The 14,794-nt window shown below is 72.6% G+C and carries 11 protein-coding genes; 7 read left to right on the forward strand and 4 right to left on the reverse strand.

What is annotated here, in order from left to right:
- Positions 1 to 132 precede the first annotated feature (132 nt).
- The gene (locus LCN96_RS36495) at positions 133 to 597 is read left to right on the forward strand and encodes a hypothetical protein (RefSeq protein WP_225266973.1); all 465 of its coding nucleotides are present in this window, start codon (positions 133 to 135) and stop codon (positions 595 to 597) included.
- On the opposite strand, the gene LCN96_RS36500 is transcribed toward LCN96_RS36495, so the two are convergent.
- From LCN96_RS36500 to LCN96_RS36515, 4 genes are all read right to left on the reverse strand, one after another.
- Positions 598 to 2,640, reverse strand: a complete 2,043-nt coding sequence (locus tag LCN96_RS36500; RefSeq protein WP_225266974.1) for a bifunctional aldolase/short-chain dehydrogenase — start codon at positions 2,638 to 2,640, stop codon at positions 598 to 600.
- 6 nt (positions 2,641 to 2,646) lie between these two features.
- Complete coding sequence (rhaI, locus tag LCN96_RS36505) at positions 2,647 to 3,798, reverse strand: L-rhamnose isomerase (RefSeq protein ID WP_225266975.1); 1,152 nt, start codon at positions 3,796 to 3,798, stop codon at positions 2,647 to 2,649.
- 10 nt (positions 3,799 to 3,808) lie between these two features.
- Entirely contained in the window at positions 3,809 to 4,126 is a 318-nt protein-coding gene (locus LCN96_RS36510; RefSeq protein WP_225266976.1) for an L-rhamnose mutarotase, read from the reverse strand.
- 130 nt (positions 4,127 to 4,256) lie between these two features.
- A complete protein-coding gene (locus tag LCN96_RS36515; RefSeq protein WP_225266977.1) occupies positions 4,257 to 6,185 on the reverse strand; it encodes a beta-galactosidase in 1,929 nt (642 codons plus the stop codon).
- A gap of 402 nt (positions 6,186 to 6,587) precedes the next feature.
- On the opposite strand from LCN96_RS36515, the gene LCN96_RS36520 reads away from it, so the two are divergent.
- The 6 genes from LCN96_RS36520 (at position 6,588) to LCN96_RS36545 (ending at position 14,784) form a co-directional block, all read left to right on the forward strand.
- Positions 6,588 to 7,589, forward strand: coding sequence for a LacI family DNA-binding transcriptional regulator (locus LCN96_RS36520; protein WP_225266978.1), 1,002 nt, complete (start codon positions 6,588 to 6,590; stop codon positions 7,587 to 7,589).
- A complete protein-coding gene (locus tag LCN96_RS36525) occupies positions 7,586 to 9,001 on the forward strand; it encodes a rhamnulokinase (protein ID WP_225266979.1) in 1,416 nt (471 codons plus the stop codon). Before LCN96_RS36520 ends, LCN96_RS36525 begins: the two co-directional genes overlap by 4 nt.
- A 62-nt stretch (positions 9,002 to 9,063) precedes the next feature.
- On the forward strand, positions 9,064 to 12,291 hold the full coding sequence (fdh, locus tag LCN96_RS36530; RefSeq protein WP_225266980.1) for a formate dehydrogenase: 3,228 nt from the start codon (positions 9,064 to 9,066) through the stop codon (positions 12,289 to 12,291).
- Positions 12,291 to 13,112, forward strand: coding sequence for a 4Fe-4S dicluster domain-containing protein (locus LCN96_RS36535; protein ID WP_225266981.1), 822 nt, complete (start codon positions 12,291 to 12,293; stop codon positions 13,110 to 13,112). Before fdh ends, LCN96_RS36535 begins: the two co-directional genes overlap by 1 nt.
- Positions 13,109 to 14,113 carry an NrfD/PsrC family molybdoenzyme membrane anchor subunit gene (gene nrfD, locus LCN96_RS36540; RefSeq protein WP_397351777.1) on the forward strand — a complete coding sequence of 335 codons (1,005 nt, stop codon included), beginning with the start codon at positions 13,109 to 13,111 and terminating at the stop codon, positions 14,111 to 14,113. The genes LCN96_RS36535 and nrfD overlap by 4 nt, the downstream gene beginning before the upstream one ends.
- A gap of 134 nt (positions 14,114 to 14,247) precedes the next feature.
- Positions 14,248 to 14,784 (forward strand): NUDIX hydrolase family protein, encoded by a 537-nt coding sequence (locus tag LCN96_RS36545; protein ID WP_225266982.1) that lies wholly within the window; start codon positions 14,248 to 14,250, stop codon positions 14,782 to 14,784.
- The last annotated feature ends 10 nt before the right edge of the window (positions 14,785 to 14,794 follow it).

The raw sequence follows: 14,794 nt of genomic DNA on the forward strand, positions 1-14,794 counted from the left end.
ATGCCCGCATCGTGAGACTTGTCACCTGCAGGTGAGCTCCAAGATCGGCACATCAGGATGGCGGCCATGACGGAGTTCTTGTCCGAAATCCGGCCTGCCACACGTGGAAGGGGACCCGGCCCCTGGGGACGGGTGATCCTCGTCCTGCTCTGGCTCGCGGTCTGCCTGATGCCGGTGCCGCTCGCCGTGCGGAGCCTGGAGCTGGCCACCGGGCAGGTGGGCACGCCGGGCACGCTGCGCGTGGTCTGGTGCGAGGCGCTGGGCGAGGGACGATACGACTGCCGTGGCTGGTTCACGCCGGACAGGGGCGGCCCGGCCGTGGAGGTGGCGGCCTCGCCCGACTCCGAGCCAGGGGACGTGCGGCGGGCGCAGCTCACGCCGGAGGGCGACCGGGCCGTGCAGGCCGGGCCGAAGGGGGTGCTGGCGGCGCTGTCGCTGCCGGGGATGGGGCTGGCCGGGCTGGGGTTCCTGCCGTACGTGGTCATGTACTGGCTCGAAGCGCGCAGGGGACGCCGGGCCGCCGTGACCGGAGGGGTCCTGGTCACGGCGGCCGGGACGGTGCTGATGGTCGCCGGGCTGGTGGCCGCCTACTCCTGACTAACGCAGGAAGGCGGCGGCCACGCCGGCGTCCACCGGGACGTGCAGGCCCGTGGTGTGGGTCAGGTCGCTGCCGGTGAGGGCGAAGACCGCGTTGGCCACGTGCTCGGGCAGCACCTCCCGCTTGAGCAGGGTCCGCTGGGCGTAGAACTCGCCGAGTTTCTCCTCCTCGACCCCGTACACGGCCGCGCGGTTGGCGCCCCAGCCTGAGGCGAAGATGCCGGAGCCGCGCACGACGCCGTCGGGGTTGACGCCGTTCACCCGGATGCCGTGGGCGCCCAGCTCGGCCGCCAGCAGGCGCACCTGGTGGGCCTGGTCGGCCTTGGCGGCGCCGTAGGCGACGTTGTTCGGGCCGGCGAAGACGGAGTTCTTGGAGGAGATGTAGACGATGTCGCCGCCCATGGCCTGGTCGATCATGACCTTGGCCGTCTCGCGGGAGACCAGGAACGAGCCGCGCGCCATCACGTCGTGCTGCAGGTCCCAGTCGGCCAGCGTGGTCTCCAGCAGCGCGCGCGACAGCGACAGGCCGGCGTTGTTGACGACGAGGTCCACGCCGCCGAACGCGAGCACGCCCGCGCGTACCGCGGCGACGATCTGCTCCTCCGACGTGACGTCCACCGCGACCGCCACGGCGACGTCCGAGACGCGGTAGGCGTTCGCGCCGAGCTCGGCGGCCACCTTCTCCGCCGCACCCAGGTCGCGGTCGGCCACGATCACGCACGCGCCCTCGGCGGCCAGCCGGCGGGCGGTGGCCGCGCCGATGCCCGAGCCGCCGCCGGTGACCAGCGCGACCCTGGTGGCCAGGGCCTTGGGCTTGGGCATGCGGCGCAGCTTGGCCTCCTCCAGCTCCCAGTACTCGATGCGGAACTTCTCCGACTCGGGGATGGGGGCGTAGGTGGAGACGGACTCGGCGCCGCGCATGACGTTGATGGCGTTGACGTAGAACTCGCCGGCCACGCGCGCGGTCTGCTTGTCCTTGCCGAAGGAGAACATGCCGACGCCCGGCACCAGCACGATCGCCGGGTCCGCGCCGCGGATGGCCGGGGAGTCGGGGGTGGCGTGCCGCTCGTAGTAGGCGGTGTAGTCGGCGCGGTAGGCGGCGTGCAGCTCGCGCAGCCGCTCGGCGGCCTGCTCCAGCGGGGCGTCCGGCGGCAGGTCCAGCACCAGCGGGGCGACCTTGGTGCGCAGGAAGTGGTCGGGGCAGGACGTGCCCAGCGCGGCGAGCCTGGGGTGCTCGGCGCGGGAGACGAAGTCGAGCACCTCGGGGGTGTCGGTGTAGTGGCCGACCACCCGCACGTCGGTCGAGGCCAGGCCGCGGATCAGCGGGAACAGCGCGGCGGCCCGCTCGTGCCGCTCCGCCTCGGGCAGCGTGTCGTACACGACGGCGCCGAACGGGTCGGGGCGGCCGTGCTCGGCCAGGTACGCCTCCGCGGTGCGGATGATCTCCAGCGAGCGGGCCTCGCACTCCTCGGACGTCTCGCCCCAGGCCGTGATGCCGTGGCCGCCCAGGACGCAGCCGATGGCCTGCGGGTTGGCCTCCTTGATGGCGGCGATGTCCAGGCCGAGCTGGAAGCCGGGACGGCGCCACGGCACCCACACGACCCGGTCGCCGAACACGCGCCCGGTCAGCTCCTCGCCGTCGGCGGCGGTGGCGATCGCGATGCCCGCGTCGGGGTGCAGGTGGTCCACGTGGCCGGCCTCGACCAGGCCGTGCATGGCGGTGTCGATGGACGGCGCGGCGCCGCCCTTGCCGTGCAGGCAGTAGTCGAAGGCCGCGACCATCTCGTCCTCGCGCTCGACGCCCGGGTAGACGCCCTTGAGCGCGCGCAGCCGGTCGAGGCGGAGCACGGCGAGGCCGGCCTGCTTGAGGGTGCCGAGGTCGCCGCCGGAGCCCTTGACCCACAGCAGCTCGACGTCCTGCCCCGTCACGGGGTCGGGCTCGGTGCCCTTGGCCGAGGTGTTGCCGCCCGCGAAGTTGGTGTTGCGCGGGTCGGCGCCCAGGCGGTGGGAGCGTTCGAGGAGTTCGTTGATGACGTTGGACATGGTGGTTCAGGCCCCCCAGCCGGCCTGCCGGCCGCCGACACGCTCGGCGGCGATCTTCTCGAAGTATCCGGACTTGGCGTAGGCGGCCATCGGGTCGGGCGCCAGGCCCTGCTCCTCGCGCAGCTCGGCGAGCAGCGGCCGCACGTCGGTGTTGTAGGCGTCCATGAGCACCGCGTTGGCGCCCAGCACGTCACCCTCGCGCTGCGCGGCGGCCAGCGCGTCACGGTCCACGAGCAGCGCCTTGGCGGTGGCCTCCTGCACGTTCATGACCGAGCGGATCTGGCCCGGGATCTTGGGCTCGATGTTGTGGCACTGGTCGAGCATGAACGCCACCTCGTCGGTGAACCCGCCGCCCCTGATCACCTCGTACATGATCCGGAAGAGCTGGAACGGGTCCGCGGCGCCCACCATCAGGTCGTCGTCGGCGTAGAAGCGGGAGTTGAAGTCGAAGCCGCCCAGCTTGCCCTCGCGCAGCAGGAACGCCACGATGAACTCGATGTTGGTGCCCGGCGCGTGGTGCCCGGTGTCCACCACGACCTGCGCCTTGGGGCCCAGCTTCACGCAGTGGGCGTAGGCGGTGCCCCAGTCGGGCACGTCGGTGGCGTAGAAGGCGGGCTCGAACAGCTTGTACTCCAGCAGGAAACGCTGGCCCTCGCCCAGGCGGTCGTAGACCTCGGCCAGCGACTCGGCCAGCCGGTCCTGGCGGGACCTGATGTCGTCCTGGCCCGGGTAGTTGATGCCGTCGGAGAACCACAGCTTCAGGGTGTCGGAGCCGGTGGCGTCCATGATGTCCACGCACTCGAGCAGGTGGTCGGTGGCCTTGCGGCGGACCCGCGCGTCGGGGTGGGTGACGCTGCCCAGCTTGTAGTCGTCGTCCTGGAAGACGTTGGAGTTGATCGCGCCGATCGCCACCCCGAGGTCGCGGGCGTGGCGGGCCAGGTCGGCGTAGTCGTCCACCTTGTCCCACGGGATGTGCAGGGCGACCGTGGGCGCGATCCCGGTGTAGGCGTGCACCTGGGCGGCGTCGCTCAGCTTCTCGTACGGGTCGCGCGGCACGCCCTGCTGCGCGAACACCTTGAACCGGGTGCCGCTGTTGCCGTAGGCCCAGGACGGCGTCTCGATGCGCTGCGAGCGCAGCGCGGCCTTGATGTCAGTCATTACTCCCCGATCAATCCAGGTGGAACACTTCGGTCAGCGGGACCATGCCCTCGTCGGGGCGGCCGTCGAGGCCCTCGAAGAACGGCGCCATCTCGGCCTGCCAGCGGGCGTTGACCTCGGTCTCGGCCATCGCCTGCTGCGCGGCCTCGAAGTCCTCGGTCTCCAGGTAGCCCACGAGCAGGCCGTCGTCCCTGAGGAAGAGCGAGTAGTTGTGCCAGCCGGTGCGCGACAGCGCCTCTCGCATCTCCGGCCAGACGTCGCGGTGGCGTTCGCGGTACTCCGCCAGCCGCTCTGGGCGGACTTTCAGCAGGAAGCAGACGCGTTGCACTGACACTCCTTTCAAAAACGTTTTAATCCTCCGTGCAGGAAACTATGATTCCTGGTGCTCGCTGTCAATGGAGCAGCGGCCTCCGATCCGGCCACCGAACCGGATCGGAGGGATGACACGTTTTAACAGGTCAGCCGGGGATCACCACGGCGTCGCCGGCCGCGACGGTGACGGTCCGGCCGCCGTCGAGGGTGACGTCGGCGTCCTCGGCCGTGTGGTTGATCGCGAACAGGAACGAGCGCCCGTCGGGGTGCGAGCGCCGCACGACCTCCAGCCCCGGCACGCCGGCCGCCGCCGCTGCCACGCCCGCCTCGCGGCAGGCCGTGGCGAGCACCTCGGCCAGGGCGGCGTCGTCGAGCAGCGTGGTCAGGTAGTGGGCGAAGCCGTCGCCGAACTCGTTGCGGGTCCAGGCGGGCTCGCCCGTGGCGTACGTGTCGAGCACCTTGGCGGTGGTGACCCGCGCCGCCTCGCTCCACACGCTGCCCGTCGCGCCCGAGGCCAGCCTGATCGGCGCGTCGAGGGGCAGGAACTCCTCGACGCTCACCCCCAGCAGGTCCCGCCAGGCGCCCGGGTAGCCGCCCAGCCGGACGCGGTCGTGCTCGTCCACGATCCCGCTGTACGGGCCCACGACCACGGCCCCGCCCCGCCGGGCGAACTCCTCCAGGTTGGCCGCACCCTCGTCGCTCACCAGGTAGAGCTGGGGCACCACGACCAGGCGGTAGCCGCTCAGGTCGCCCTCGGGGTGGGCCAGGTCGCAGGTGACGCCCGCCCGCCACAGCGCGGCGTGCCAGCGCTTGGCCTCCTCCACCGGGTCCAGCTCGGCGGTGGGCTGGGCGGGGTGGTCCTGGGCCCACACGCTGGAGTGGTCGAGCAGGAGGGCGACGTCGGCCGTGACCGTGCTGCCCGCGACGTCGCCGAGGCCGGCCAGCTCGGCGCCGAGCGCCACCACCTCGCGCCAGATCTTGGTGTCGGTGCCGGCGTGCGGCAGCATCGCCGAATGCCACTTCTCGGCGCCCGCCCGCGACTGGCGCCACTGGAAGAACATGATCCCGTCGGCGCCCCTGGCCAGGTGCGACAGGGAGTTGCGGCGCAGCTCACCGGGGGCCTTGGCGAGGTTGCGCGGCTGCCAGTTGACGGCGCTGGTGGAGTGCTCCATGAGCAGCCACGGCCGGCCGCCGTTGAGCGAGCGGGCGTAGTCGGCGGCGAAGGCCAGGTCGATGTGGCGCTCGCGGCGGGCGCCGATCAGGTAGTGGTCGGTGGAGACCACGTCCAGCTCGGCGGCGAAGGCCCAGCAGTCCATGTCCCAGTGCGCGCCGGCCATGAGGTTGGTGGTGGCGGGCACGTCCGGGGTGAGCTGCCTGAGCAGGTCGCGTTCCGCGCGGTAGAGCTCGACGAGCGCGTCGGAGCTGAACCTGCGGAAGTCGAGCTGCTGGCCCGGGTTGGGGAAGCTCGGGGTGGCGCGGGGCGGCAGGATCTGCGCCCAGTCGCTGTAGCGCTGGGACCAGAACGCGGTGCCCCACGCCTCGTTGAGCGCGTCGAGGGTGTCGTAGCGGGCACGCAGCCAGGCGCGGAAGGCCGCCGCCGAGGTGTCGCAGTAGCAGCGGGCGTTGTGGCAGCCGTACTCGTTGTGCACGTGCCACAGGGCCAGCGCCGGGTGGTCGCGGTAGCGCAGGGCCACCTGCTCGGCGATGCGCAGCGCCTTCTCGCGGTAGATCGGCGAGCTGGGGCAGAAGCCCTGCCTGCTGCCGTGGTGGAGGCGCCGCCCGTCGGCGTCCACGGGCAGCGCCTGCGGGTAGGCGTCGGAGAACCACGGGGGCGGCGAGGCGGTGGGGGTGGCCAGGTTGGCGCCGATCCCGTTCTCGGCCAGCAGGTCCATCACCCGGTCGAACCAGCCGAAGTCGAACACGCCCTCGACGGGCTCGAGCGACGACCAGGAGAAGATCCCGACGCTGACCCGGTTGACGCCGGCCTCGCGCATGAGCGCGACGTCCTGCTCCCACGTCTCCTCGGACCACTGCTCGGGATTCCAGTCCCCGCCGTACGCGATGCCATCCGGCATGAATGTCTGCCTTTCGAGATAACTGTTAGCGCTCACAGTCCGTTACGCCTACGTTTACGGGGGATTAAAACGTTCTGGCCACCCGGCGCACAAGACCTGCGCTGCCTGACCTTGGCGTTCTCCCAGTTCAGCGCGCAGGGGGTCGCACGAGGGCCGAGGCGGGCCCGGCCTCCGGCCGTCAGCCGGAGGGCGGAGGCGGGCAAGAACGATTCAATGCGACGCGCCGCTGGTGGGCGGCGACGGCGCCTGCCGCTACGATGGCAGCACGGAGCGCGAGCCGGCGGGCCGATAGAAACGTTTTACTACGCGCGGGCGATCGCCGCCGGAGCGTCAGCAGGGTTTCGCGGTCCGACCGGTACCGCGACTGGCGCGCTGTCCGTTAGTACGTTTTAATTTGTCCTCATGGCCATGGTCAGCATCAAGGACGTCGCCGCGCACGCCGGCGTCTCCCCCGGCACGGTCTCCAACGTACTGAACCGGCCCGGCAAGGTCGCCCCCGCGACACGCGAACGGGTGGAGGCCGCCATCAACGAGCTGGGGTTCGTCCGCCACGGCTCGGCTTCCACGCTGCGCGCGGGGCACAGCAGGACGATCGGCCTGAGCGTGATCGACATAGGCAACCCGTTCTTCACCGAGGTCGCCGCCGGGGTCGAGGACGTGGCCAGCGAGCTGGGCTACGCCGTGATCCTCGGCAACTCCGCGGGCTCGCAGGACAAGGAGGACCGCAACCTGCGGGTGCTGGCCGAGCACCGGGTGCGCGGCGTGCTGATCACCCCGTCGGGCGAGGACCCCGGCAGGCTCGACCGGCTGCGCGAGCACGGCATCAGCGTGGTGCTGGTGGACCATCCCGCGCACCGGCCCGACCAGTGCGCGGTCGCCGTGGACGACGTCGCGGGCGGCCGGGCCGCCGTGGCGCACCTCCTGTCCAGGGGCGCGCGCAGCGTCGCGTACGTGACGGGGCCGCTGACCATCCGCCAGTGCGTGGAGCGGTGCGAGGGCGCCAGGGCCGCGATGCGCGCGGTCGGGCTGGACCCGGCCGACCTGCGGGTGGCCGAGACCGCGACGATGACGGCCCGCGCGGGCGAGAAGGCCGCCGCCGACCTGATCGCCGGCGGCCTGCCCGAGGCGGTGTTCTGCGCCAACGACCTGCTCGCGCTGGGCGTGCTGCGCGCCCTGCTGCGCTCGGGGGTGCGGGTGCCCGAGGACGTGGCGCTGATCGGCTACGACGACATCGACTTCGCCGCCGCCTCGACCGTGTCGCTCAGCTCGATGCGCCAGCCGACCTACCAGCTCGGCCGGATCGCCACCGAGCTGCTGCTGGACGAGTGCGGCAACCCCGACACGCACGCGCACCAGCACATCATGTTCCAGCCCGAGCTCGTCGCCAGGGAGTCGACCGCATGAGCCGCCGTTTCGCCGCCGTGGACCTGGGCGCCTCCAGCGGCCGGGTGATGCTGGCCGACCTGTCCGACGGGCTGAGCCTGACCGAGGCGCACCGCTTCCCGAACGGCCCGGTCCGCGTCAACGACCGCCTCTACTGGGACGTCCTCGGCCTCTACCGCGAGATCCTCACCGGGCTGCGCGCGGCGGGCCCGGTCTCCGCCATCGGCGTGGACTCCTGGGCGGTGGACTACGCGCTGCTCGACGAGTCGGGCGCGATGCTGGGCAATCCGGTGCACTACCGCGACGAGCGCACGGCCGGCGTGGCCGAGCGGGTGGCGGCCTCGGTCGGCGCGGAAACCCTGTACGACGTGTCGGGCCTGCAGGTCCTGCCCTTCAACACCCTTTACCAGCTGCTCGCGGAGCCACGACTCGGCGACGCTGCCACGATGCTGCTGATCCCCGACCTGATCGGCTACTGGCTGACCGGCGAGGCGGGCGCGGAGGTGACCAACGCCTCCACCACCGGCCTGCTCGACGTGCGCACGCGCGAGTGGGCCTTACCGCTGATCAAGCAGCTCGGGCTGCCGCCTGGCCTGTTCCCCGCACTGCGGCAGCCCGGCGACCTGGTCGGCGGCCTGCGCAGGGACGTGGCGGGCGAGATCGGCTGGTCGGCGCCCGTGCGGGCGGTGGGCTCGCACGACACCGCCTCGGCGGTGGCCGCGGTGCCCGCCACCGGCCCGGCCTTCGCCTACGTCTCGTGCGGCACCTGGTCGCTGGCCGGGGTGGAGCTGCCCGGCCCGGTGCTCACCCCCGAGAGCCGCGCCGCGAACTTCACCAACGAGGCCGGCATCGACGGCACCGTCCGCTACCTGCGCAACGTCATGGGCCTGTGGCTGCTGCAGGAGTGCCTGCGCGCCTGGCCCGGCTCCGACCTGGGCGAGCTGCTGAAGGCCGCGGCGGCCGAGCGGCCGTTCGCCGCCGTGGTGAACCCGGACGAGCCCGTCTTCCTGCCGCCGGGTGACATGCCGGCCAGGATCGCCGCCGAGTGCCGCCGCACCGGCCAGCGCCCGCCCGCCTCCCCCGCCGCGTACGTGCGGTGCGTGCTGGAGAGCCTGGCCCTCGGCCACCGGCTGGCCGTGCGGCAGGCGATGGAGCTGTCGGGCCGCGACGTCGAGGTGGTCCACCTGGTGGGCGGCGGGTCGCGCAACGAGCTGCTGTGCCGGCTGACCGCCGACGCCTGCGGGCTGCCGGTGGTGGCCGGACCGGGCGAGGCGACCACGTTCGGCAACGTGCTGGTGCAGGCGCGGGCGGCCGGGTTGGTGTCGGACCTGGCGCAGATGCGCGCGCTGGTCGCCTCCTCGCAGCCGCTGCGCCGCTACGAGCCGTCCGGTGACCGCCACGCCTGGGACGAGGCCGCCTCCAGAGTGTTCTGACCTGCCGGTTTTCCCCCGGCCCGGCCAGGGCAGGACTCGGGCCGGGGGCATCGGGGGGTGTCATGGAGTTCGGGTGGCCGCTGTTGCGGCAGCTCACGGGCGCGGACCGGACAGCGCGGGGCGCGGCGGCGAAATCGGCGCGGACGGCCGGGTTGCGGGCGCGCACGTCCACCGCCGACCGGGTGGTGAAGTCGGTGTGCCCGTACTGCGCGGTGGGCTGCGGCCAGAACGTGTTCGTGCGGGACGAGCGGGTCGTCCAGATCGAGGGCGACCCCGACTCGCCCATCAGCCGCGGCAGGCTGTGCCCGAAGGGCGCGGCCAGCCTGCAGCTCACCACCGACTCCGGCCGCCGGCAGCAGGCGCTCTACCGGCCGCCCGGCGCGGCCGACTGGCAGGAGATCGACCTCGGCACGGCGATGGACATGATCGCCGACCGGGTCATCGAGACCCGGCGCGCGACCTGGGAGCAGGAGCGTGACGGCCTGCGCACCGCCAGGACGATGGGGATCGCCAGCCTGGGCGGCGCCACGCTCGACAACGAGGAGAACTACCTCATCAAGAAGCTGCTGACGGCGCTGGGCGTGGTGCAGATCGAGAACCAGGCCCGCGTCTGCCACAGCTCGACCGTGGTGGGCCTCGGCACCTCGTTCGGACGGGGCGGCGCGACCACGTTCATGCAGGACCTGCAGCACTCCGACTGCGTGATCATCGAGGGCTCCAACTTCGCCGAGGCGCATCCCGTGGGCTTCCAGTGGGTGATGGAGGCCAAGGCGCGCGGCGCGGTGATCATCCACGTGGACCCGCGCTTCACCCGTACCAGCGCGCTGGCCGACCTGCACGTGCCCATCAGGGCCGGCTCCGACGTGGCCTTCCTCGGCGCGATCATCAACCACGTACTGGAGAATGAGAAGTACTTCCACGAGTACGTGGTCAACTACACCAACGCGGCCACGATCCTGCGCGAGGACTTCCGCGGCGCCGAGGACCTGGACGGCCTGTTCTCCGGCTTCGACGCCGAGGGCCGCGCGTACGACGTGGACTCCTGGCAGTACGAGGGCATGACGACGGTCGCCGCCTCGGGCGAGCGGGACCAGGAGTACGGCGAGCGGACGGGCGGCCCCCCGCCGGGCCGCCCGGAGGTGCAGGGCGGCACCGGGGCGCCGCTGGACGGCCAGGCGCAGCGGGACGAGACGCTGCGCCATCCGCGCTGCGTGCTGCAGGTGCTGCGCCGCCACTACGCCCGCTACACGCCCGAGATGGTCGAGCGGGTGTGCGGCGTGCCACGGCACCTGTTCGAGGAGGTGTGCCGTCACCTGACGGAGAACTCGGGACCGGACAAGACGGCCGAGTTCGTCTACGCGGTCGGCTGGACCCAGCACAGTGACGGCTCCCAGTTCATCCGGGCGGCCTGCATCCTGCAACTGCTGCTGGGCAACATCGGCAGGCCGGGCGGCGGCATCCAGGCGCTGCGCGGCCACGCCAGCATCCAGGGCTCCAGCGACATCCCCACGCTGTTCAACCTGCTGCCCGGCTACATCCCGATGCCGCACGCGCACGAGAACGAGCGGCTGCGCGACTTCCTGCTGGGCGACGCGCCTGGCCGGGGCTTCTGGGCGAACATGCCCGCCTACCTGATCAGCCTGCTCAAGGCGTGGTGGGGCGAGTCCGCGCAGCCGGACAACGACTACCGCTTCGGCTGGCTGCCGCGGCTGACGGGCTCGCACAGCACCTACGACACCGTGCTGGCGCAGCTCGACGGCACCTGCAAGGGCTACTTCCTGCTCGGCGAGAACCCGGCGGTCGGCTCGGCCAACGCCAGGATGCAGCGGCTGGGCATGGCCAACCTCGACTGGCTGGTCGTGCGCGACCTCAACCTGATCGAGAGCGCCACCTGGTGGAAGGACGGCCCGGAGATCGAGACCGGCGAGCTGAGCACCGCCGACATCCGGACCGAGGTGTTCTTCCTGCCCGCGGCCTGCCACACGGAGAAGAACGGCAGCTTCACCAACACCAACCGGCTGCTGCAGTGGCACCACCAGGCGGTCGAGCCGCGCGGCGACGCCCGCAGCGACCTGTGGTTCATGTACCACCTGGGCCGCATCATCCGCGAGAAGCTGGCCGGCTCCCAGGACCCGGCCGACGCGCCCGTGCTCGACCTGACGTGGGACTACCCGGTGAGCGGCGAGACGGCCGAGCCGTCGGCGGAGGCGGTGCTGGCCGAGATCAACGGCTGGGACGCCGACGGCCGCCCGCTGCCCGGCTACCAGGCGCTCAAAGCCGACGGCTCCACCGCCTGCGGCTGCTGGATCTACTGCGGCGTGTACGCCGACGGCGTCAACCAGGCCGCCCGCCGCAAGCCGGGCTCCGAGCAGGACTGGATCGCGGCCGAGTGGGCGTGGGCCTGGCCCGCGAACCGGCGCGTGCTGTACAACCGGGCCTCGGCCAGGCCCGACGGCAGCCCGTGGAGCGAGCGCAAGCGGCTGGTCTGGTGGGACGCCGGCGCGGGCCGCTGGACCGGGCACGACGTGCCCGACTTCGAGGCCGGCAAGGACCCCGGCTACCGGCCGCCGCCCGGCGCCTCGGGGGTGGCGGCGCTGTCGGGCATCGATCCGTTCATCATGCAGGCCGACGGCAAGGGCTGGCTGTTCGCGCCCGCCGGCGTGGTGGACGGGCCGCTGCCCACCCACTACGAGCCGCAGGACTCGCCGGTGGCCAACCCGCTGTACGGGCACCAGCGCAACCCGGTGCGCAAGCTCTACCCGCACGAGCACAACCGGTACCAGCCCAGCGGCGACGAGCCGGGGGCGTCGGTCTACCCGTACGTGGTGACGACGTACCGGCTGACCGAGCACTTCACGGCGGGCGGCATGAGCCGGTTCACGCCGTACCTGGCGGAGCTGCAGCCGGAGATGTTCTGCGAGGTCTCCCCCGCGCTGGCGGCCGAGCGGGGGCTGGTGCACGGCGACTGGGCCACGATCGTCACCGCGCGCAACGCCATCGAGGCGCGGGTGCTGGTCACCGACCGCATCCCGCCGCTGCACCTGGACGGGCGCACGCTGCACCAGATCGGGCTGCCGTTCCACTTCGGCCCGAACGGGCTGGCCAGGGGCGACGCGGCCAACGAGCTGTCGTCGATCTCGCTGGACCCCAACTCGCACATCCAGGAGGTCAAGGCCCTGTCGGCGGACATCCGGCCGGGCCGGCGGCCACGCGGCCCCGCCCTGCCCGAGCTGGTCAGGGCCTACCAGCGGCGCGCCGGTGTGGGCGCGGGCACCGGAATGGAGGCGTGATGGCCTTCGACCTGGACGAGCGGCTCGACGAGGGCCGCCGGGTGGGCTTCTTCACCGACACCAGCATCTGCATCGGCTGCAAGGCGTGCGAGGTGGCGTGCAAGGAGTGGAACCACGTCCCCGACGACGGGCTGAACTTCACCGGCTGGTCCTACGACAACACGATGAAGCTGAGCGCCGACACCTGGCGGCACGTGGCGTTCGTCGAGCAGCGGCGGCCTCTGGGGCACCAGGAGCCCGGGGTCGGCGACATGGACTTCCGCTGGCTGATGGCCTCCGACGTGTGCAAGCACTGCACGCACGCGGCCTGCCTGGACGTGTGCCCGACGGGCTCGCTGTTCCGCACCGAGTTCGGCACGGTCGTGGTGCAGGAGGACATCTGCAACGGCTGCGGCTACTGCGTGCCCGCCTGCCCGTTCGGGGTGATCGGCAAGCGGGAGACGAGCGGCACGGCGGCCAAGTGCACGATGTGCTACGACCGCCTCGGCGCCGGGGAGGAGCCGGCCTGCGCCAAGACGTGCCCGACCGACTCGATCCAGTTCGGCGACCTGGAGGAGCTGCGCGAGCGGGCCGAGCGGCGGCTGGAGCAGGTACGCGCGGCCGGGGTGGGCTCGGCCCGCCTGTACGGGCACGACCCCGGCGACGGCGTGGGCGGGACGGGCGCGTTCTTCCTGCTGCTGGACGAGCCCGAGGTGTACGGCCTGCCGCCGGACCCGGTGGTGACGACCAGGGACCTGCCGTCGATGTGGCGGCACGTGGGGGTGGCGGCCGTGGCGTTGCTGGCGGGCGTGGCGGCCACGGCGTGGCGGAGGCGGCGATGAAGAGCCAGACCGATGTGCGGATGGACGGCTCCCCCGAGCTGCGCGGCGAGCGGCAGGCCACGCCGGGCTCGGCGGGCCGCCGGCGCGAGCGGCTGATGGTGCCCAAGGCGGACTTCGACTCCTACTACGGCCGGCCGGTGCTGAACGAGCCGACCTGGCAGGCGCCCGACATCGCCGGCTACCTGTTCCTGGGCGGCCTGGCGGGCGCGTCGTCCACGCTGGCCGCCGCCGCCGAGCTGACCGGCAGGCCGCGCCTGGCCAGGGCGGCCAAGGTGGGCGCGCTGGGCGCGCTGGGCGGCTCCCTCTACGCGCTGATCCACGACCTGGGCCGGCCGGAGCGGTTCGTCAACATGTTGCGGGTGTTCAAGGTGACCTCGCCGATGAGCGTCGGCACGTGGATCCTCACCTGTTACGGCCCGCAGGCCGGCGCCGCGGCGGCCACGGACGTGACCGGGTTGTTCCCCGGGCTGGGCCGCGCCGCCACCGTGGGGGCCGGGGTCACGGGGACGGCGGTGGCCACGTACACGGCGGCGCTGATCTGCGACACGGCCGTGCCGGTCTGGCACGAGGCGTACCGGGAGATGCCGTTCCTGTTCGCCGGGTCGGCGGCGGCGTCGGCGGGCGGGCTGGGCATGCTGGCCGCGCCGGTCTCGGAGGCGGGCCCGGCGCGGCGGGCGGCGCTGGTGGGCGCGGTGGTGGAGGTCGCGGCGGCGACGCGGATGGAGCGGCGGCTGGGGCCGCTGGCCGAGCCGCTCAAACGCAGCCGGCTGCTGCGCCTGGGTGAGGCGCTGTCGCTGGCGGGCGCGCTGGCCGGCGCCACGGTGGGCCGGCGCAGCAGGGTCGCGGCCGCCGTGGCGGGCGCGGCCCTGCTGGCCGGGTCGGCGTGCACCAGGTTCGGGATCTTCCAGGCCGGCATGGAGTCGGCCAACGATCCCCGGCACACCGTCCAGCCGCAACGCAGGCGGCTGGCGCAGGAGAGAGCGGAGCGTGATCTGGGATGAAGCGCAAGATCGTGGAGTATCTGCCGTTCGTCGGCATCGTGCTGTTCATCTGCACGGCGTCGTGGGTCGCGGGGCGTACGCCTCCTGACCGGACTCTGGCGCACCGCTGACCTCGCGCGCCGTACGATCAGCAGATGACCGAAAAGACCGAAACCACGCCTGCTTGGCTCGCACCGGAAGAACTGGAATCGGTGCGGGGCCGGATGCCGATCCTCTACATCGACGCGGTGCCGGTGCGCGTCGATGACACCGGCGTGGTCACCCGCGTCGGCCTGCTGCTGCGCATGTTGCCGGACGGCACGGTCAGCCGGGCGCTGGTCTCGGGGCGGGTGCTGCACCACGAGCGGATCCGCGACGCGCTGCTGCGGCACCTGGAGAAGGATCTCGGGCCCGTGGCGCTGCCTCGCATCCCCGTCTCGCCGCAGCCCTTCACCGTCGCCGAGTACTTTCCCACGCCCGGCGTCACGCCCTACCACGATCCGCGCCAGCACGCCGTGTCGCTGGCCTACATCGTGCCCGTCGCCGGTGACTGCCGGCCCCGGCAGGACGCGCTCGACCTGGTGTGGTTCACGCCGGAGGAGGCCGCCTCGCCGATGGTGCAGGACGAGATGGCCGGTGGGCAGGGTGTGCTGCTGAAGCAGGCGCTGGCCCACGTCGGCTGCCTGCCCTGACGGGCGCGGG

The organism is Nonomuraea gerenzanensis (assembly GCF_020215645.1).
Taxonomy (GTDB): Bacteria; Actinomycetota; Actinomycetes; order Streptosporangiales; family Streptosporangiaceae; genus Nonomuraea; species Nonomuraea gerenzanensis.

Excerpts from the sequence above, each read along its gene's own strand:
- fdh (WP_225266980.1), top strand. The coding sequence starts at position 9,064 with ATGGAGTTCGGGTGGCCGCTGTTGCGGCAGCTCACGGGCGCGGACCGG.
- LCN96_RS36500 (WP_225266974.1), bottom strand. The coding sequence starts at position 2,640 with ATGTCCAACGTCATCAACGAACTCCTCGAACGCTCCCACCGCCTGGGC.
- nrfD (WP_397351777.1), top strand. The coding sequence starts at position 13,109 with ATGAAGAGCCAGACCGATGTGCGGATGGACGGCTCCCCCGAGCTGCGC.
- LCN96_RS36535 (WP_225266981.1), top strand. The coding sequence starts at position 12,291 with ATGGCCTTCGACCTGGACGAGCGGCTCGACGAGGGCCGCCGGGTGGGC.
- LCN96_RS36545 (WP_225266982.1), top strand. The coding sequence starts at position 14,248 with ATGACCGAAAAGACCGAAACCACGCCTGCTTGGCTCGCACCGGAAGAA.
- LCN96_RS36525 (WP_225266979.1), top strand. The coding sequence starts at position 7,586 with ATGAGCCGCCGTTTCGCCGCCGTGGACCTGGGCGCCTCCAGCGGCCGG.
- LCN96_RS36515 (WP_225266977.1), bottom strand. The coding sequence starts at position 6,185 with ATGCCGGATGGCATCGCGTACGGCGGGGACTGGAATCCCGAGCAGTGG.
- rhaI (WP_225266975.1), bottom strand. The coding sequence starts at position 3,798 with ATGACTGACATCAAGGCCGCGCTGCGCTCGCAGCGCATCGAGACGCCG.
- LCN96_RS36520 (WP_225266978.1), top strand. The coding sequence starts at position 6,588 with ATGGCCATGGTCAGCATCAAGGACGTCGCCGCGCACGCCGGCGTCTCC.